At 68.9% G+C, this 17,939-nt stretch carries 17 protein-coding genes; 12 read left to right on the top strand and 5 right to left on the bottom strand.

Features of this window, described 5'->3' with window-relative positions; translation table 11 throughout:
- Position 1: 1 nt before the first annotated feature.
- The 4 genes from AC1DNG_RS08650 to AC1DNG_RS08635 are packed head-to-tail and all read left to right on the top strand — an operon-like array spanning position 2 to position 3,756.
- Positions 2–1,216: a glycerate kinase gene (locus tag AC1DNG_RS08650; protein WP_476887146.1), complete on the top strand. Its 1,215-nt coding sequence runs from the start codon at positions 2–4 to the stop codon at positions 1,214–1,216.
- Positions 1,209–2,552, top strand: coding sequence for an allantoinase AllB (gene allB / locus AC1DNG_RS08645; RefSeq protein ID WP_230007848.1), 1,344 nt, complete (start codon positions 1,209–1,211; stop codon positions 2,550–2,552). The genes AC1DNG_RS08650 and allB overlap by 8 nt, the downstream gene beginning before the upstream one ends.
- A gap of 11 nt (positions 2,553–2,563) precedes the next feature.
- Positions 2,564–3,214 (top strand): winged helix-turn-helix domain-containing protein, encoded by a 651-nt coding sequence (locus tag AC1DNG_RS08640; RefSeq protein ID WP_476887145.1) that lies wholly within the window; start codon positions 2,564–2,566, stop codon positions 3,212–3,214.
- Positions 3,215–3,258: 44 nt separating this feature from the next.
- Positions 3,259–3,756: a peroxiredoxin gene (locus AC1DNG_RS08635; protein ID WP_476887144.1), complete on the top strand. Its 498-nt coding sequence runs from the start codon at positions 3,259–3,261 to the stop codon at positions 3,754–3,756.
- Between the two features lie 51 nt (positions 3,757–3,807).
- Here the strand turns inward: AC1DNG_RS08635 and AC1DNG_RS08630 are convergent, their stop codons facing one another.
- The gene (locus AC1DNG_RS08630) at positions 3,808–4,506 is read right to left on the bottom strand and encodes a serine hydrolase (protein ID WP_476887143.1); all 699 of its coding nucleotides are present in this window, start codon (positions 4,504–4,506) and stop codon (positions 3,808–3,810) included.
- On the opposite strand from AC1DNG_RS08630, the gene AC1DNG_RS08625 reads away from it, so the two are divergent.
- From AC1DNG_RS08625 to AC1DNG_RS08615, 3 genes are all read left to right on the top strand, one after another.
- Positions 4,481–4,666 (top strand): hypothetical protein, encoded by a 186-nt coding sequence (locus tag AC1DNG_RS08625; RefSeq protein WP_476871836.1) that lies wholly within the window; start codon positions 4,481–4,483, stop codon positions 4,664–4,666. The genes AC1DNG_RS08630 and AC1DNG_RS08625 overlap by 26 nt on opposite strands.
- 313 nt (positions 4,667–4,979) lie before the next feature.
- A complete protein-coding gene (bcp, locus tag AC1DNG_RS08620) occupies positions 4,980–5,459 on the top strand; it encodes a thioredoxin-dependent thiol peroxidase (RefSeq protein WP_223913421.1) in 480 nt (159 codons plus the stop codon).
- A gap of 199 nt (positions 5,460–5,658) precedes the next feature.
- Entirely contained in the window at positions 5,659–6,609 is a 951-nt protein-coding gene (locus AC1DNG_RS08615; protein WP_476887142.1) for a hypothetical protein, read from the top strand.
- A 127-nt stretch (positions 6,610–6,736) separates the two neighbouring features.
- Here the strand turns inward: AC1DNG_RS08615 and AC1DNG_RS08610 are convergent, their stop codons facing one another.
- Positions 6,737–7,585, bottom strand: coding sequence for a class I SAM-dependent methyltransferase (locus AC1DNG_RS08610; protein WP_476887141.1), 849 nt, complete (start codon positions 7,583–7,585; stop codon positions 6,737–6,739).
- A gap of 89 nt (positions 7,586–7,674) precedes the next feature.
- On the opposite strand from AC1DNG_RS08610, the gene AC1DNG_RS08605 reads away from it, so the two are divergent.
- The 3 genes from AC1DNG_RS08605 (at position 7,675) to purM (ending at position 10,965) form a co-directional block, all read left to right on the top strand.
- Positions 7,675–8,058: a hypothetical protein gene (locus AC1DNG_RS08605; protein WP_476887140.1), complete on the top strand. Its 384-nt coding sequence runs from the start codon at positions 7,675–7,677 to the stop codon at positions 8,056–8,058.
- 64 nt (positions 8,059–8,122) lie between these two features.
- Positions 8,123–9,799: an amidophosphoribosyltransferase gene (purF, locus tag AC1DNG_RS08600; protein WP_476871832.1), complete on the top strand. Its 1,677-nt coding sequence runs from the start codon at positions 8,123–8,125 to the stop codon at positions 9,797–9,799.
- Complete coding sequence (purM, locus tag AC1DNG_RS08595) at positions 9,796–10,965, top strand: phosphoribosylformylglycinamidine cyclo-ligase (RefSeq protein WP_476856976.1); 1,170 nt, start codon at positions 9,796–9,798, stop codon at positions 10,963–10,965. The genes purF and purM overlap by 4 nt, the downstream gene beginning before the upstream one ends.
- A 142-nt stretch (positions 10,966–11,107) precedes the next feature.
- Here the strand turns inward: purM and AC1DNG_RS08590 are convergent, their stop codons facing one another.
- Positions 11,108–11,890: a VOC family protein gene (locus AC1DNG_RS08590; RefSeq protein ID WP_476887139.1), complete on the bottom strand. Its 783-nt coding sequence runs from the start codon at positions 11,888–11,890 to the stop codon at positions 11,108–11,110.
- A 263-nt stretch (positions 11,891–12,153) separates the two neighbouring features.
- Positions 12,154–12,387: a DUF3073 domain-containing protein gene (locus tag AC1DNG_RS08585; protein WP_018774150.1), complete on the bottom strand. Its 234-nt coding sequence runs from the start codon at positions 12,385–12,387 to the stop codon at positions 12,154–12,156.
- Positions 12,388–12,680: 293 nt separating this feature from the next.
- Between AC1DNG_RS08585 and AC1DNG_RS08580 the strand changes: the two genes are divergently transcribed.
- Positions 12,681–13,451, top strand: coding sequence for a septum formation family protein (locus AC1DNG_RS08580; RefSeq protein ID WP_476887138.1), 771 nt, complete (start codon positions 12,681–12,683; stop codon positions 13,449–13,451).
- Positions 13,452–13,467: 16 nt separating this feature from the next.
- Here AC1DNG_RS08580 and clpB read toward each other — a convergent pair whose 3' ends face one another.
- Positions 13,468–16,125: an ATP-dependent chaperone ClpB gene (gene clpB, locus AC1DNG_RS08575; protein ID WP_476887137.1), complete on the bottom strand. Its 2,658-nt coding sequence runs from the start codon at positions 16,123–16,125 to the stop codon at positions 13,468–13,470.
- A 613-nt stretch (positions 16,126–16,738) separates the two neighbouring features.
- Here clpB and AC1DNG_RS08570 point away from each other — a divergent pair.
- On the top strand, positions 16,739–17,797 hold the full coding sequence (locus AC1DNG_RS08570; protein WP_230008957.1) for a LacI family DNA-binding transcriptional regulator: 1,059 nt from the start codon (positions 16,739–16,741) through the stop codon (positions 17,795–17,797).
- Positions 17,798–17,939: the final 142 nt, after the last annotated feature.

Below are 17,939 nucleotides of genomic sequence, written 5' to 3'. Positions count from 1 at the left end.
GATGCGCGTCGTCATAGCGCCGGACAAGTTCAAGGGATCGCTCTCGGCCCCGGACGTCGCCCGGCACCTCGAAGCAGGGCTGCAGAGGGCTTGCGGTGGCAATCTGGAGGTACTGCGGATTCCCGTGGCCGACGGCGGCGAGGGCACCCTCGATGCCGCCGTCGGCTCCGGCTTCACCCGCCGCAGCGCCGACGTCAGCGGCCCCACCGGCGCGCCGATCCGGGCGGAGTTCGCGGTCCGCGGACGCGAGGCGGTCATTGAGATGGCCGCCGCGTCCGGCCTCGCCGTCCTGCCCGGCGGCAGGGGCGGCCGCCCTGATTCCGCCTCCGCCAATGGCGCCAGCAGCAAGGGAACCGGCGAACTGATCCGGGCCGCGCTCGACGCCGGGTGCCGGCAGATCATCCTGGGCGTCGGCGGCAGCGCCAACACCGACGGCGGCGCCGGGGTCCTGCAGGGACTCGGTGCCAAGCTCCTCGACGCCGACGGCAACGAACTTCCGCCCGGCGGTGCGGCCCTGGCCCGGCTGGACTGGATCGACTTCTCCGGCTTCGATTCCCGCCTGGACGGCGCACGCTTCGTACTCGCCAGCGACGTCGACAACCCGTTGCTTGGTGCCCAAGGCGCCGCTGCGATCTTCGGTCCGCAGAAGGGCGCCACCCCCGAGGACGTAGCAGCCCTCGACGCCGCCCTGGCCCGCTTTGTGGACGTGCTCTGCGCCGAAATCGGGCCCCGCGCGCGGAAGGCTGCGGACGCTCCGGGTGCCGGGGCTGCCGGCGGCGTGGGCTACGCAGCCATCGCGGTACTGGCCGCGACCCGCCGGCCCGGCATCGACGTCGTCCTCGAATTCACCGGGCTGGCCGAGCGGCTGGCCGGCGCGGATCTGGTGATCACCGGCGAAGGCAGCCTCGACGAACAGACCCTTCTGGGCAAGACTCCGGTGGGCGTTGCCCGGGCGGCGCGCCGCGCCAAGGTTCCGGTGGTCGCGGTGTGCGGCCGGTCCGTCCTGACCCCGGAGCAGATCAGCAGTTCCGGGTTCCTCGCAGTCCACGCTTTGACGGAGCTGGAAAGCAATGTAGACACATGTATAGCCGACGCCGCGGCGCTGCTGGAGCGCCTCGGACGGCAACTCGGCGAGCAATTGGCCAACGTGGCGCACTCCGCGCAGGGCGCCCGCGCCCTGGACAGTGCTCCGGGAAAGGAGACCCTCAGTGTCTGAAGAAACCTACGACGTCGTCTTCCGCGGGCAGCGGGTGCTGACCACCGCCGGCATCGCCGCCCGGGAAGTCGGCATCCGCGGCGGCGTGATTGTCGCGATCGAGCCGCTGGGCAACGGCCTCTCCGGCCGTGAAGTCATTGAACTCGCCGACGACGAGACCCTCCTGCCGGGCCTCGTGGACACCCACGTGCACGTCAATGAGCCCGGCCGGACCGAGTGGGAGGGATTCGCGTCCGCCACCCGGGCGGCAGCGGCCGGCGGCGTCACCACCATCATTGACATGCCGTTGAACAGCATCCCGCCCACCACTACCGTGGAGGCCCTGAAACTCAAGCGGGAGGTGGCCGGGGACCAGGTGTTCGTGGACGTCGGCTTCTGGGGCGGAGCCGTCCCGGGCAACAAGAACGAACTGCGGCCGCTGCACGACGAGGGCGTTTTCGGCTTCAAATGCTTCCTGCTGCACTCCGGCGTGGACGAGTTCCCGCACTTGGAAGCGGACGAAATGGAACAGGACATGGCCGAGCTCAAGTCCTTCGATTCGCTCATGATCGTCCACGCCGAGGACTCCCACGCGATCGACCACGCGCCCCACCCCGGCGGCGACCACTACTCCACGTTCCTGGCCTCCCGCCCGCGCGGGGCCGAGAACAAGGCAGTCGCCGAGGTCATCGAACGGGCCCGCTGGACCGGAGCCCGCGCCCACATCCTGCACCTTTCCTCCTCCGACGCGCTCCCCATGATCGCCACCGCCAAGCGCGACGGCGTTCGCCTCACCGTGGAAACGTGCCCGCACTACCTGACGCTGACGGCCGAGGAAATCCCGAACGGCGCCACAGCCTACAAGTGCTGCCCGCCGATCCGCGAAGCCTCCAACCGCGAACTGCTGTGGGCCGGCCTGCAGGACGGCACCATCGACTGCATCGTCTCGGACCACTCCCCGTCCACCCTGGACCTGAAGGACTTGGAAAACGGTGACTTCGCCGTGGCCTGGGGCGGCGTCTCCTCGCTGCAGTTGGGCCTGTCGCTGATCTGGACCGAGGCCCGGCACCGCGGCATCCCGCTCGAGCAGGTTCTCTCGTGGATGGCGGCAAAGCCGGCCCAACTCGCCGGCCTGGGCAATAAAGGCCAACTGGCGCCGGGATACGACGCCGACCTCGCCGTATTTGCCCCGGACGAGGCTTTCGTTGTGGATGTTTCCAAGCTCAAGCACAAGAACCCCATCACCCCGTATGACGGCAAGGCGCTTTCCGGCGTCGTCCGGCAGACCTACCTCCGCGGCACCCTGATCGACGGCCGGACCCCGGCCGGCAAGCTGATCCGCCGCGGCGGCGTGTGAGCCAGGCGGCCGTGGCCGGCACCCCGCCCGCCGTTCACGGACGGGCCCGGCATAACGGGCAGGCACGGCAGGCCGGCCTCACCGCGAAGGGACTGGCGGTCTGGGTCACGGTGCCGGACGACTCCGACGTTGACCCGGTGTGCCTGGCCCGCGCGGCCGAACTCGTGCTCGGCCGCGCCCTCAGATGTGCCCCGGAGGCGGAAGTCCACTTTAGGCCCGCCGCCGGAGCCGCAACATCCGCCGTCGTCCGGTCCCCCGGAGACGACGGCACCCCGGCGGGAACAGCAGATCCCGCCGGGGACACCGGCGGGGCGGGCCTGGAGCCCGTCCCCGGCAGCATCAGCCGGCTCGCCGTCGACCTCGCGGCCGGAGACGCCAGGCTGGATGGAGAGCGGGTGCCCCTGACGGATCTGGAGTTCACGCTTCTGAGATGTCTCGTGCAGAACTGCTCCCGCACGGTCAGCCGGCAGGAGCTGCAGCTTTGCCTCGACGCGTTCGACACCCCGGGCGCGGCAACCCGGTCCATCGACGTGTACGTCGGCCGGTTGCGCCGGAAACTCAAGGGCTGCCGGCACGCCGTCGTCACCGTCCGCAGCGGCGGCTACCGCTTCGTCCCCGGTCCGCGGGCGACGGTCCGCGGACCAGCGGAATACAGCATCTGAGCTCCGCTGCCACAACCATCCCGACCCTCGATCGAAGGAACTGCATGCAAGCCACCGTGACCACCAAGCTGCACGCCATCACTAAGCTGCACAGCGAAGATCCAGCACCCGGGTTCACGCTGCCAGATGCTGCGGGCCGCCGGATCTCCCTGGCCGATTATCGCGGCAAAAGCGTCATCATCTACTTCTACCCCCGCGCAGCCACTCCCGGGTGCACCACCGAGGCTTGCGACTTCCGAGACAGCCTCGCTGCCCTCCACGGCGCAGGCTTCGAGGTCCTTGGCATCTCACCCGACGCCCGGGAGGCCCTGTCCGCCTTTGCCGCGGAACATGCGCTCACGTTCCCCCTTCTCGCGGACGAAGACCACGCTGTGGCCCTCGCGTACGGCGCCTGGGGCGAGAAGCTGATGGACGGCGAGGTCCGCGAAGGCACGGTCCGGTCCACCGTGGTTGTCGGTCCCGATGGCAACGTGGTCTTGGCGCAATACCACGTCAGTCCGCAGGGCCACGTGCGGGCGCTGCGGGAGGAGCTTGGCATCTAGGGGCTCGGACGCCATGCGGGCGGACCCGGACATGCGCGGGCTGGAAACGGCCTAGAAGAGGGCGCCCGCCACCGCCTGCGTCAGCTGATGGATCACTTCAGTGCGTTCCGGGACGTCGCTCAGGTCCTGGCCCTTGGTGTAGATGACCAGCGCGTATGCGGTGCCGTCCCGGGCGAGGATGCCGGCGTCGTGCAGCTCACCGCCCAGGAGCCCGTACTTGTGGAAGACCGTGATCCCTTCCGGAACGGCGGCGGGAATGAGCGTTTCGTAGTTGGTGTCCTGCATATAGGACAACAGCTCGGCGGTGTGGTCGGCGTTCAGGAGCGTCCCGGAGTAGAGGCGGGAGACGATGGTCGCCATTTCCGCCGGTGTCAGCGTGTTGGTTTCCGGGTCATAGCTCACGCCCAGCGATGCCGCGTACTCCGTCAGCTCCTCGTGGCCCACGGCATCCATGATCAGCGACCACGAGTCGTTGTCGCTCTGCTGGATCATCTCCCGGAGCTGGAAGCCGGCGGTGTAGCTCCCCAAAGGGCCATCGAGGCTGGCCGCCCCGGTTTCGACCAGGTGGTAGTAAGCCGCCGCGGCCAGGACTTTGGCTGTGCTCGCGGCCACGAATTTCTCCCGGACACCGTATTCGTGGACGTCCGCGGTACCGGCGCCCTGGGAGAGGCCGATCAGCGCCACGCCGATCTGGTACTGGCTGTTGGCAGCGAGAATGGCCTGGATGCGCGCGTCCAGGGCAGCGTCCACCGCGCTCGACGCCGGGACCGCCGGGACCGCCGGATTGAGACTGGCTGACGGCGAAGCACCGGCCTCAGCCGTCGTCGCGGCAGACGGCGCGGCCGACGTCGTCGTGGGATTCGCCGCCGTGGGATTCGCCGCCGTCAAGCGGGCTTGCGCAAAGGAATAGATACCTGCGGCCAGGACGACCGCGAGCACTGCTGCACAGACCGCACCCATCAAGGCCCGTGGCCGGACGGTCACTCGACGCGCCCGCGGCCGGAAGTGCGCCCGAATCCAAATCGTCGCTGCTGTGGATTTCGCTGTTCCATAATGACTTCAATCTAGCTACGGCAGCTATGCCGGAGCTATGAAAAAGCTGTCGGCCCCAAGCCTGCCAAAGCCGCCCCGGACGGGTCCTTGCCAGACCCAGGCGGCGGAATACAGCCTCGGTCCACGATGTTGTGCATCACAGACCCGTTGTCCACCCCCGAAGGATCATCATGAGCGCAAACATGACCGTCAAGCTTCAGCCGGGCACCCCGGCCCCGGATTTCACCCTGCCTGACGCCGAAGGCAAGCCGGTTGCCCTGGCCGACTACCGCGGCAAGAACGTCATTGTGTACTTCTACCCGCAGGCGGCAACCCCCGGCTGCACCACCGAGGCGTGCGATTTCCGCGACAACCTCGCGTCCCTGCAGGGCTCCGGCTACGAGGTCCTGGGCATCTCCCCCGACGCCCCCGATGCCCTGGCCCATTTCACCGGCGACTTCGCCCTGACCTTCCCGCTCCTGGCCGACGAGGACCACGCCGTGGCCCTCGCCTACGGCGCGTGGGGCGAGAAGCTGGTCCACGGCGAGGTCACGGAGGGCATCGTCCGCTCCACCGTGGTGCTGGACCCCGAGGGCAAGGTCAAACTGGCGCAGTACCAGGTCAAGGCCCAGGGCCACGTGGCGTCGCTGAAGGAAGCGCTGGGCGTCTGACGACGCACCGCTCCACGGCGTTCTCGCGGCGTTCTCGGGGCGGATTCGGACCACCGCGGCGGAATCGGACAGATGCAGCACGGATCCGCGGCGCGCGGTTCCCATAGCTGCGCGCCGGTCCGAAGCCGCAGCGGAGTAGTTTTCCACATCCGCCCCGCAGGTGGTTGTCCGGCCCCGCAGCGCGGGCCACCATCGGGGCATGGACCTACCCCGACTGATTCTCAGCAGCGACCTCGCGCGCCTCGGCCAGGACGCACGGGGCCTTGCACGGCAGGCGAAAGCCGGGCAGCTCCGGCGCATAAGGCAGGGCGTGTACGTCCGGGCCCACGAGTGGGAGGCGCTGCCGCCGTGGGACAGGAATCGGGTCCTCATCCGGGCGGCTGCTTCCACATTGCGGAGCCGGACCGTCTTCTGCCGCCAGTCCTCCGCTGTGCTGTGGGACATGCCGGTTCTGGGCCACAGCCATCTGGTGCATGCCTGCACGTCCGACGGCGGCGGCGGGCGCTCGCGCGCCGGGGTCCGCCGGCATCTGGTCGATTTGGGCTCGGTGCAGATCGAGGAACGTCACGGGCTCCTGGTCACAGACCGTGTCCGGACAGCACTGGACCTGGCCGCCTTCGAATCGTTTGAGCAGGGCGTCGCAGTATTCGACCATGTCCTGGGGCCGCGGCCTGGCAACCTGGCACCGCTCAGCCGCGGGGAACTCGACGCCGGCATTGGCGGCAACTACACGGCAGCCGCGGCCCGGCGGATCCGGACCGCCCTGCAGTTTGCTGATCCTGCATCCGGCTCCCCTGGAGAATCGGTGAGCCGCGCTCTGATGTACCGGCTCGGCTTCCGGATCCCGCTCCTCCAGGTCGAAGTTCGTGATGCCCGGGGGCTGGTGGCGTTCACTGACTTTGACTGGCCCGATGATCAGCTTTGCGGAGAGTTCGACGGCCTCGTGAAGTACCGCAAGGCGGAGTATCTCCAGGGCCGGACCCCAGCAGAGGCCCTCACCGACGAGAAACGCCGGGAGGACCGGATTCGTGCCACCGGCCGCCGGGTGATCCGTTGGACGTGGTCGGAGCTGGCCAATCCCGGAACATTCGGCACATTTCTGGCGGCGGCTGGCGTTCCCCGGCGGCCGCTCCCGTCCTGCCGGCGCTGATCCCGCCACGTTCCCGGGAATTCGCTACGAAATCGGACCCGTGCAGCGCGGATCCCCGGCGCGCCCGTCCGAAACCGCAGCCCCTGTCCGAAAACGCCGCGAAAACGGGCCTGGGACGCCCGCCGGGCTACACCTTGGTCCCCGCCACCACGGTGGCGGTGGACCGGAGCCGGATCGCGCCGTCGTGCTCGTAGCGGCCCAGCAGAGCGAACACATCCGAGCGGATCAGGGCCCGCGACTCCGCGTCCGCCTTGGCCAGGCCCATCGCCACGGTGGTCGCGATGTCGGTCATGAACTCCCAGTAGCTCTCCGGGGATTCGTGCACCAGGTCGGTGCTGACCTGGTGCTCGGCCACCTCGGCGAGCCCGGCCTCCTTGAACATCCGGGTCATGAACCCAGTGGGTGCGCAGCGGAACAGCCCGGGAGTCCCGGCGGGCGGAATGGGCAGTTCCCGGTGCCGGGCAATTGTGCCCAGGATCAGGCTGGCCCAGGGGTTTGCCGCCGCGCGTCCCCAGACGACGGCGCCCACCCGGGCGCCCGGCCTCGCGGTGCGCGCCATCTCTGCCATGGCCGCGGACATCACCGGGAAGAACATCAAGCCGAAGTGGCTGTACACGGCGTCGAATGTGTTGTTGCGGAACGGCAGGGCGGCCGAATCGCACACTTGAAAGTCCAGGTTGTTCAGGCGCCGGGCCGATGCCTTCTCCTCGGCCACCCGGAGCATTCCGGCCGAAATGTCAGTCAGGACCACACGGCCTTCCGGCACCTGCGCGGCCACGTTCAGGCCGGGCTCCCCCGTGCCTGCCGCGACGTCCAGCACCACTGAGTCGGGGCGGAGCCAGAGCTCCTGGCGGAGGGCGTCGCCGAACGGGGCCTGCCAGCCGAGCAGTTCCGCGTCCCATTTCTTCCAGCCCGCCGAGAACTCATCCCAGAGCAAGCGCTGCTCCTCACGAACACGGTCGGCTGAGGCTAACATGGCGGATCCTTAGCTCGTCTGTACCTAGCCCTAGTCTGCTCTGGGATGCGGTCCGCGGCAATGAGTCGAAGGGCAGTAGGCTTAACGGCATGTCTCCCCACGAAACCCCCGGCACAGCAGGCAACGACCCCCAGCGGGAACCGGCACAGGGCAACGTTCAGGGCGGCGTTCCGGAGCGCCGCGAGGTCACCGTCCGCCGGGCCCCGAAATATGTGCCCTTCCTGATCCTGGGCGGGCTCCTGGGCGTGGCCGTCGCGGCCATCATCGCCTACGCCCTGCCCGGTGACCCGAGCTTCGACCGTTCCTCGGTCTTCGGCTTCTTCATGGTCCTCTGCGCGGCCGGCGGCGTCATCGTGGGTGCCGCGATCGCCCTCGTCCTGGACCGGCGGAGCGTCCACCGCGCCGAGCACGCCGTCGTCGAATCCGCACCGGACGCCGACGACGACGAGGGCCGCGACGGGAACCACCGCTGAAGGGCGTCAGGTCATAAACCGGCCGCCGGAAAAGTCTTAGCGCACATCGTGAGATAATCGACCAGTGGCACGCGGCGATGGAAAACTTTCTCATGATCTTCTCCCAGGCGAAAAAGGCCCTCAGGACGCATGCGGCGTCTTTGGGGTCTGGGCACCCGGTGAAGAAGTAGCAAAACTCACCTACTACGGGCTGTATGCACTGCAGCACCGCGGTCAGGAGTCGGCTGGCATAGCAACCAGCGACGGCAAGCGGATCAACGTCTACAAGGACATGGGCCTCGTTTCCCAGGTCTTCGACGAGACCACGCTGAACACCCTGACCGGGCACCTGGCCGTCGGCCACTGCCGCTATTCCACTACCGGTGCGAGCCACTGGGCCAACGCCCAGCCCACCCTGGGCGCGACGTCCACGGGCACCGTGGCCCTGGCCCACAACGGCAACCTGACCAACACGGCCGAGCTCAAGGCGATGATCGAGGACCGCAACGGCGGAAACCTCAGCGGCGAGATGAAGCAGGGCAACACCTCCGACACCGCGCTGGTGACCGCGCTCCTGGAGGGCGAAGAGGGCAAGTCCCTGGAGCAGACGGCCATGGAGCTGCTGCCCATGATCAAGGGCGGTTTCTGCTTCGTCTTCATGGATGAGGGCACCCTCTACGCGGCCCGCGACACCTACGGGATCCGCCCGCTGTGCCTGGGCCGGCTTGAACGCGGCTGGGTGGTTGCCTCCGAGCAGTCCGCCCTCGCCACCGTCGGCGCCAGTTTCATCCGCGAAATCGAACCCGGCGAATTCATCGCGATCGACGAGGACGGCGTCCGCTCGCAGCGCTTCGCCGAGGCGACGCCGGCCGGCTGCGTTTTCGAATACGTCTACCTCGCCCGCCCGGACGCCTCCATTGCGGGCCGCTCGGTGTACGAATCCCGCGTCGAAATGGGCCGCCAGCTGGCCCGCGAAAACACCCAGGAAGCGGACATCGTCATTCCCGTGCCCGAATCCGGCACCCCCGCGGCGGTGGGCTACGCCGAAGAATCCGGCATCCCCTTCGCGCACGGCTTCGTCAAGAACTCCTACGTGGGCCGCACGTTCATCCAGCCCTCGCAGACGCTGCGCCAGCTCGGCATCCGGCTCAAGCTCAACGCCCTCGAATCCGTGATCCGCGGCAAGCGTGTCGTCGTGGTGGACGACTCGATCGTCCGCGGCAACACCCAGCGCGCCATCGTGCGGATGCTCCGGGAGGCGGGCGCCGCAAGCGTCCACATCAAGATTTCCTCCCCGCCGGTCAAGTGGCCCTGCTTCTACGGCATCGACTTCGCCTCCCGGGCGGAACTGATCGCCAACGGCGCCACCATCGACGAGATCACCCAGGCCATCGGCGCCGACTCGCTCGCCTACATTTCCGAAGACGGCATGATCGACGCCACCCGCCAGCCGCGCGAGCGTCTCTGCACCGCCTGCTTCACCGGCAAGTACCCGATTGAGCTGCCCGGCGCTGACAAGCTCGGCAAGAACCTGCTCGAGCGCACCGACCTCGGCGGCCTCCCAACCGCCGCCGGCGCGGCTGATTCCGCCGCGGCGCCCTCCGGTGCCGCCTCCGACGCCGAACCCGGCACCTCCATCGCCGACGATCCGGCCGAGAAGGCCGGCGCCACCGGCTGCGATCCGGGGCCGGACTCCGAATTCGAAGAACTGCTCACCGATGCCGACCGCGTCACCACAGCCGACAAGAAAGAGCCAGTATGACTTCCGCCTCCCCGGCCGCTGACATGAACGCCGCCCAGAACGCCGGCATCACCTACGCCTCCGCCGGCGTCGACGTCGAAGCGGGAGACCGCGCCGTCGAACTCATGAAGGACGCCGTCAAGGCCACCCACAACGCCTCGGTGATCGGCGGCGTCGGCGGGTTCGCTGGCCTCTACGACGTCTCCCGGCTGCTTACCTACAGGCGCCCGCTGCTGGCCACCTCCACCGACGGCGTCGGCACCAAAGTGGCAATCGCCCAGGCCATGGACATCCACGACACCATCGGCTACGACCTCGTCGGCATGGTGGTGGACGACATCGTCGTCGTGGGCGCCGAGCCGCTGTACATGACCGACTACATCGCCTGCGGCAAGGTGGTCCCGGAGCGCATCGCCGACATCGTCCGCGGCATCGCGGCCGCCTGCTCGGTCGCCGGCACCGCCCTGGTGGGCGGCGAAACCGCCGAACACCCCGGCCTGCTCGGGGAACACGAGTACGACGTCGCCGGTGCCGCCACCGGCGTTGTCGAGGCCGACCAGCTGCTCGGCCCGGACCGCGTCCGCGCCGGCGACGTGGTGATCGGCATGGCCTCCTCGGGCCTGCACTCCAACGGCTACTCACTGGTCCGCCGCGTCATCAACCACGCCGGCTGGGCCCTGGACCGCCAGGTCTCCGAGCTAGGCCGCACCCTGGGCGAGGAGCTCCTCGAGCCCACCCGCGTCTACGCCGCGGACTGCCTGGACCTCGCCCGCACCTTCCCGGTGAACGGCTCCGCGGGCGGCAAGGCCGTCCACGGCTTCAGCCACGTGACCGGCGGCGGCCTCGCAGCCAACCTCGCCCGCGTCCTCCCGCAGGGCCTGCTGGCCACCGTCGACCGCTCCACCTGGGAGCTCCCGGCCATCTTCAAGCTGGTTTCCGAGCTCGGCAACGTCCCGCTGGCCGACCTCGAGCGCACCCTGAACCTGGGCGTGGGCATGGTCGCCATTGTTTCGCCGGAAGCGGCCGACGCCGCCGTGAACCGGCTCAACGACCGCGGCCTGCCGTCCTGGATCATGGGCACCGTCGAGCAGAACTCGGATGCGGCCCTCAAGACCGGCCCGGATTACGTCCAGGGCGCCAAGGGCGTCGACGGCGGCGCCGTCCGGCTGGTCAACGCCTACGCCTAAACGGGCCCGACCCACGTCGAGTGCTCCCCAGCCGTTTTGAGGTCTCAAAACGGCAGCCGGTCCCACGCCGGCAGGGTTCCCTGGCCGAGCTTGCGAGGCGAGGGAGCCGGTGGGAAGCACTCGATCCGATTAAGCCGCGGTCCTAAACCTCCAGCAGGCTGAAGACGCCGCCCTGCGGATCCTTGAGGGTGGCGATGGTGCCGGCTTCCTCGATCTCATCCGGTTCGATCAGCACGACGCCGCCCGCGGCCATCGCAGCCTGCACCGCCACTGCGACGTTGGAGACGCCGAAGTAGACCTGCCACCCCGGCTCGAGGGTGTCCTGCGCGTCGCCGGGAACCCGGGCGATGCCGGCCACCTCGGCACCGCCCACCATGAGCGTGGTGTAGGTGCCGCCGTCGTCCTGGGGGTATTCGGTGACGTCGTGCCCGAAGAGCTGCTGGAAGAAGCCGACGGCGGCCTGCGGTTCCGGCGTGAGCAGTTCAGCCCAGGCCAAGGTGCCCGCCTCCTGGCTCCGGCCGGCTCCGATGTGGCTGCCGGCCTGCCAGGCCCCGGTGGTTCCGCCGCCGGGCGGGGCGAAGAAGACCATGACGCCGGTGTCACCGATCTCCTCGGGGCCGAATTCAAGGTGCCCGGGGGAATGCGCCAGTTCGGCGGCCAGGTCCCGGGCGTCGTCGACCGCGAAATACACGTTCCACCGGCCCGGTTCGGCCGCGGCTTCCTGCCGGGCGTTCTGCGGAGCGAGCACGGTAACCAGGTCGTCGCCCAGGAAGGCTTTCGCGTAGCTGCGTCCGTCGGGAGTGGGCAGGTCTTCGTACCGCCAGCCGAAAACCTCCGTGTAAAAGACCTTCGCTGTCTCCACGTCGGGGGTCTGGAGGTCTGTCCAGCAGAGCTCGCCCTCGGCGAATCCTTTGCGCATGGTCATGGCAGTCCTTCCGGGGCATCGGTGTGGCGTCCGGGAAAATCCGGCACGAACAACGTAGCCCGGTGCCCCGCCGGTGACAACTGCGCCGGCTCATCCGCGGCGCAGCGCGGGCCAGCCGGCCGGCCCGGATACGGAAGGCTGCGGGCACAAGAAAGGCCGCCGGCCACGCCTGTTACAGGTGTGGCCGGCGGCCCGAAAATCTTTGGCTGGCACCGCGGTGCCGGATGGATCCCCCGGAGAGAACTGCCGGAAGGAAACGTCGACTAACCTATGCGACGGGAATCAACCTCGTCGTCGTCGTCTTCCACATCGTCCGCGTACTTATCCACATACGCTGAATAATCCGGTTCAACCGGGTCATCCGCGAAGTGGCTCGTGGCACGACTTCCCGGGCCCGTGAGCTCGCGCTGGAGGGCCGAATAGTCAGTGTTCGGGGAGTAGTACTTGATGTCCCGAGCCTGCTTGGTAGCTTTTGCCTTTTGACGGCCGCGCCCCATGGCGTGACCCCCTTTTGTACTTGGACCGGAGGTGGTCACCTTTTGGCGATAGGTGAGGCCCCGGAATGTTTGGTCAATTTGTCGTACACCTAGATTACATGCTTTCGGCGCCAACTGCTCGCCGGCCCGCCCCCTGTGGACAGTGTGGCGCCTCCCGCAACGGTGGCCGGAGCCACCGGCGCATGCGCGGTGCCGCGCATCTTCGATAGAGTTTCGTGATGTGCGCCCAGAAAAGGGCCGCTACGCCGGGCTTCCAGCCCCGGCAAAGACGCACGGAAGTGGTGAATTTCTCAGTGACCGAAGAGAATCCAAGGAACGACGCCGGGGCCATCCCGCCGCCGCCCTCGAGGCCGCCGACGTCCGCCCTGCCCGTCATTACAGCCGACCGTGCGCGGCCCACGAATCCTGCGGCGGCACCCGCAGCGGCGAAACCCGCGCGCCCGGCCCTTGCCGGCACCGCGTTCGCCGGCGCCAGGAAAGCGCTCTCACGCACCAAGAAGGCTCTCTCACGGCGGGCACGCCCCCTGGTCCGCCGGATCCGCCGGCAGGGGCCAAAGCGGCTCGGCGCGGCCGCGGCCGTCCTGGTGGTGCTTGCGCTTCTGGTCTGGTGGGCTGCGGCCGCATTTGCCGGCAGCGGCCAGGCCTCCGCGGAAAACGACAGCCCGGCCCCCGCCGCTTCGTCGGCGTCCGCCCCCGCCAGCCGCGGGGCGTTGCCGCTGGAGGGCGTCAGCCCCCTGGACTTCCAGCTGCGGGACTGCTTCAAGGACTTCGACCCGGATGCGCAACAGTCCACCGTCGTGGATTGCGCCACCGGCCACTCGGCGCAGCTGGTCGCCGTGGAAAAATACGGGCCAGATGACTCGTACCCCGGCCGGGACCAGCTCAAGCAGAAGGCACGCGATGCCTGCAAGGCGGCTCCGCTCACGGCAAAGGCCGGCGACTACGACCTGAGCTACAAGCTGGCCTACCCGAGCCCGCGCAGCTGGGAGATGGGCGACCGGCGGGTCGACTGCTACGCCGCGACGAACGGCGGAAACGTCATCAAGGAGTCCCTGCTGCCCTAGGCTTGCCCGGCGGCGCCTACTCCTTGCGCCGGACCGAGAGCCCGGTGCCCGTGGCCGCGCCGCCGCTGGTCAGCTCCCCGTCCCCCAGCCCGCCCATGGTGAGTTCCATCAGGTCCGGCGCGGTGTCCACCAGGACGGTGTCGCCGTCGGCGATTTCGCCGGCCAGGATGGCCTTTGCCAGCCGGTCGCCGATCTCGCGCTGCACCAGGCGGCGCAGCGGCCGCGCGCCGTACGCGGGATCGAAGCCGGATACGGCCAGCCAGGCGCGGGCACCCTCGGTAACTTCGAGGTTCAGCCGGCGGCCCTTGAGCCGCTCGCCCAGCTCCTTGACCTGCAGTTCCACGATCCGGGAGAGCTCCTCCACGCTCAGCGGATCGAACAGCACCACTTCATCGAGCCGGTTGAGGAACTCCGGCTTGAAAGAAGCGTTCACCGTGGCCATGACGGCGTTCTTCTTGGCCGCGGCGTCGAGGTTGGGGTCCACGAGGAACTGGCTGCCCAGGTTCGAGGTGAGCACCAGGATCACGTTGCGGAAGTCCACGGTGCGGCCCTGCCCGTCGGTGAGCCGGCCGTCGTCGAGCACCTGCAGGAGGATGTCGAAGACCTCCGGGTGGGCCTTTTCCACTTCGTCGAGCAGCAGCACGGAGTACGGGCGCCGCCGCACGGCCTCGGTAAGCTGGCCGCCCTCCTCATAGCCGACGTACCCGGGAGGCGCCCCGACGAGCCGGGCCACGGAGTGCTTCTCCGAATATTCGGACATGTCGATCCGCACCATCGCGCGCTCGTCGTCGAAGAGGAAGTCCGCGAGGGACTTGGCGAGTTCGGTCTTGCCGACGCCGGTGGGGCCGAGGAACAGGAAGGAGCCGGTGGGCCGGTTGGGGTCGCTGATCCCGGCGCGGGCGCGGCGCACGGCGTCGGAGACCGCGGCGACGGCCTGCTTCTGGCCGATCAGCCGCTCGCCCAGCACGTGCTCCATGTTCAGCAGCTTCTGGCTCTCGCCCTGGAGCATGCGCCCCGCGGGGATGCCGGTCCAGGCCGAAATCACCTCGGCGATGTCGTCGGCGGTAACCTGGTCGGCCACCATCTGCCCGGACTTGTCCGGCACGGCCGCCTCGGCCTCGGCGGCGGCGTTCAGTTCCCGTTCCAGGGCGGGGATCTCGCCGTAGAGGATCCTGGACGCGGTCTCCAGGTCCCCCTCGCGCTGGGCCTTGTCCGCGGCGGAGCGGAGCTCGTCAAGCTTGGCCCGCAGGTCGCCCACCCGGTTCAGGCCCGCCTTCTCGGCCTCCCACCGGGCGTTCAGGCCCGCGAGTTCCTCTTTCTTGTCCGCCATGTCCGCCCGCAGGGCCGCGAGCCGTTCCACCGAGGCGGGATCGGTCTCGCCGGCCAGGGCCAGTTCCTCCATGGTCAGGCGGTCTACCTGGCGGCGCAGCTGGTCGATCTCCTCCGGGGCCGAATCGATTTCCATGCGCAGCCGGGACGCGGCCTCGTCCACGAGGTCGATCGCCTTGTCCGGCAGCTGCCGGCCGGAGATGTACCGGTTGGAGAGCGTCGCGGCCGCTACGAGGGCGGAGTCGGAGATGGAGACCTTGTGGTGGGCCTCGTAGCGTTCCTTGAGGCCGCGCAGAATGCCGATGGTGTCCTCCACACTGGGCTCGCCCACGTAGACCTGCTGGAACCGGCGCTCCAGGGCGGGGTCCTTTTCGATGTTCTCGCGGTACTCGTCCAGCGTGGTCGCACCGATGAGGCGCAACTCGCCGCGGGCCAGCATGGGCTTGAGCATGTTGCCGGCATCCATCGAGCTGTCCCCGGTGGCGCCGGCACCCACCACCGTGTGGAGCTCGTCAATGAACGTGACGATCTGCCCCTCAGAGTTCTTGATTTCCTCCAGGACAGCCTTGAGCCGCTCCTCGAATTCGCCGCGGTATTTCGCCCCGGCCACCATCGAGGCGAGGTCCAGGGCGATCAGCGTCTTGCCGCGCAGGCTTTCGGGCACGTCGCCTTCCACGATCCGCTGGGCGAGACCCTCGACGACGGCGGTCTTGCCGACGCCGGGCTCGCCGATGATGACGGGGTTGTTCTTGGTGCGGCGGCTCAGGACCTGGATGATCCGCCGGATCTCGGCATCACGGCCAATCACAGGGTCCAGCTTGCCCGAGCGGGCGACCGCAGTGAGGTCCGTGCCGTACTTCTCCAGCGCCTGGAACGAGTTTTCCGGGTCCGCGTTGTCCACTTTGCGGTCGCCGCGGACGCCCGGGAGGGCGGCCAGCAGCGCCTCGTGGGAGGCGCCGGCCTCGCGCAGGAGCTTCCCGACGCCGTCGCTCCCGGCGGCAAGGCCCAGCAGCAGGTGTTCGGTGGAAACAAAGGCGTCCCCGAGCCGCTCGGCCTCGTTCTGGGCATTCTTGATCGCCTGCAGCCCTGCCCGGGACAACTGCGCCTGCTGCACGCTGCTCCCGGAAGTCGACGGAAGGGCCTTGATGGCGGTGCTCGCCTGGACACTGACGGCGTCCGGGTCGGCACCGGTGGCGCGGAGCAGCGCGACGGCGACGCCCTCCCGCTGGTCCATGAGTGCCTTGAGCAAGTGAGCGGGCTCGACCTGCGGGTTGCCCGCGGTCGAGGCGTTCATGGCGGCCGCAGCGAGGGCCTCCTGGCTCTTGGTGGTGAATTTGGCGTCCAACGAGGGCTCCTTCCGGAAAGGTTCTGATATCAAACTTGAGTCTACATCGCTCAACTTTGATAAGAGGGGGGCTGGCTCCATGTTTGCCGACAGCGAAACGCCTGTCTAGGGCCGACCACCCGCGGCCACCGTGCGCCCCGCGGCCGCGCACCCCTGCCGCGCACCCCTGCCGCGCACCCCGGCCGCGGGACATGCCCTCCCCTGGGCACCCCCGCCCGCCGTGGGACATGCCCTCCCCCGCGCCCGAAGAGTGGACATAGTGCCACCATGCCCAGCGCCCGGGCCCACGGCTGGACATGTCCCCCGGCCCGGGCGCGAACAATGGACGTGTCCCCCGGCCCGGGCACGAACAATGAGCATGTCCCCTCGGCCCGGGCGCGAACAATGGACGTGTCCCCCGGCCCGGGCACGAACAATGAGCATGTCCCCTCGGCCCGGGCGCGAACAATGGGCATGTCCGGCGGCCGTCGGCCCGGGCGCGAACAATGGGCATGTCCGGCAGCAGTCGGTCTGCACGGCCCGCGTGAATGACTTAACGTTGCTTAACGATCGGCGGGCTCCTTACTGTAACTGGGGTCACAGCAAAACGAACCGACGCGAAGGAGGGCCGGACATGCACGAACACGCCGTAAGCGCCACCGTCGACGGCCCCGTACCGCCGGTTTCGGCCGCTGCCGTGGCCCGCGCCGCAGGGGTTTCCTCGGCTGCGGTTTCCTACGTCCTCAACGGCAAGGGCGGCGTCTCGCCCGAGACCCGACGCCACATCATCCACGTGGCGAACGAGCTCGGCTTCAGGCCCCGTAAGCCGTCGCAGTCAACCGACCCGCAGCGGACCCGGGTCATCGGGCTGATCCTGCCGAACATCATCAATCCGATGTTTCCGCGCTGGGCGCAGGGCGTCATTACGGCCGCGGCGGAGTCCGGCTACGAAGTGTTCGTCGCCACCACCCAGGACGATCCGGAGGTGCTCGCCCAGGTCACCTCGACGCTCGCGCACCGCAACGTCGATGGCATCATCCTGGCCGCCTCGCTCCGGGACGACGCCACCGCGCTCCGCACCCTGAGGGCGGCCCGCATCCCCTACGTGTGCCTGTCCCGCCGGGCGGACTTCCTCGACTCGGATTTCGTCGGGATCGACGACGACGCCGCAGCCACCACGCTGATGCAGCACATGCTCAGCCACGGCTTCACCGAAATCGCCACCGTGATCGGCCCCCGGTTCTCAACGGCCTCCCTGGCCCGCGAACAGGCGTTTGTCCGCACAGCCGCCGCGGCGGGCATCACGATCAGCGGCGACCGGAAGATCAGCACCAGGGTGAACAACGAGGGCGGCCGGCTGGCGGCGGAGCGGCTCTTCTCGGCCGGAACGCCGCCGCAGGCCGTGGTCTGCGGCAGCGACGAGCTTGCCATCGGCGTCATGGAATACGCGTTGTCGCGCGGCCTGCGCATCCCGGACGACGTCGCCGTCGCCGGCTGTGACGGGCTGCCGCACAGCCGCTCCGGGCTGATCAACCTGACCAGCATTGTCCAACCGCAGCAGGAAATGGCCAACGAGGCGTTCGCCATGCTGCTCAAACGCATCGATTCCCCGTCCGCCACCTATACCTCGAAAGTGTGCCGGCACCGCCTGCACGTCGGGCGGACGTGCGGCTGCACGCCTCCTGACAGCTGAGGCCGCGCTACACGCGGGCCGGCCCGTCCGCGGCCAGCCCTACCCATTCCCGCGACCCTGACGAACCACGCGCCGCGCGCACTGCCGCGGCCGTCTGCCTCCCGTTTGCCCTTTCCGCATGCCCGCTCTGACCACCTATCCC

The organism is Arthrobacter sp. 01T425 (assembly GCF_056398725.1).
Note: the sequence above shows the minus strand (reverse complement) of the source record. Positions and strands in the feature narration are given on the sequence as shown.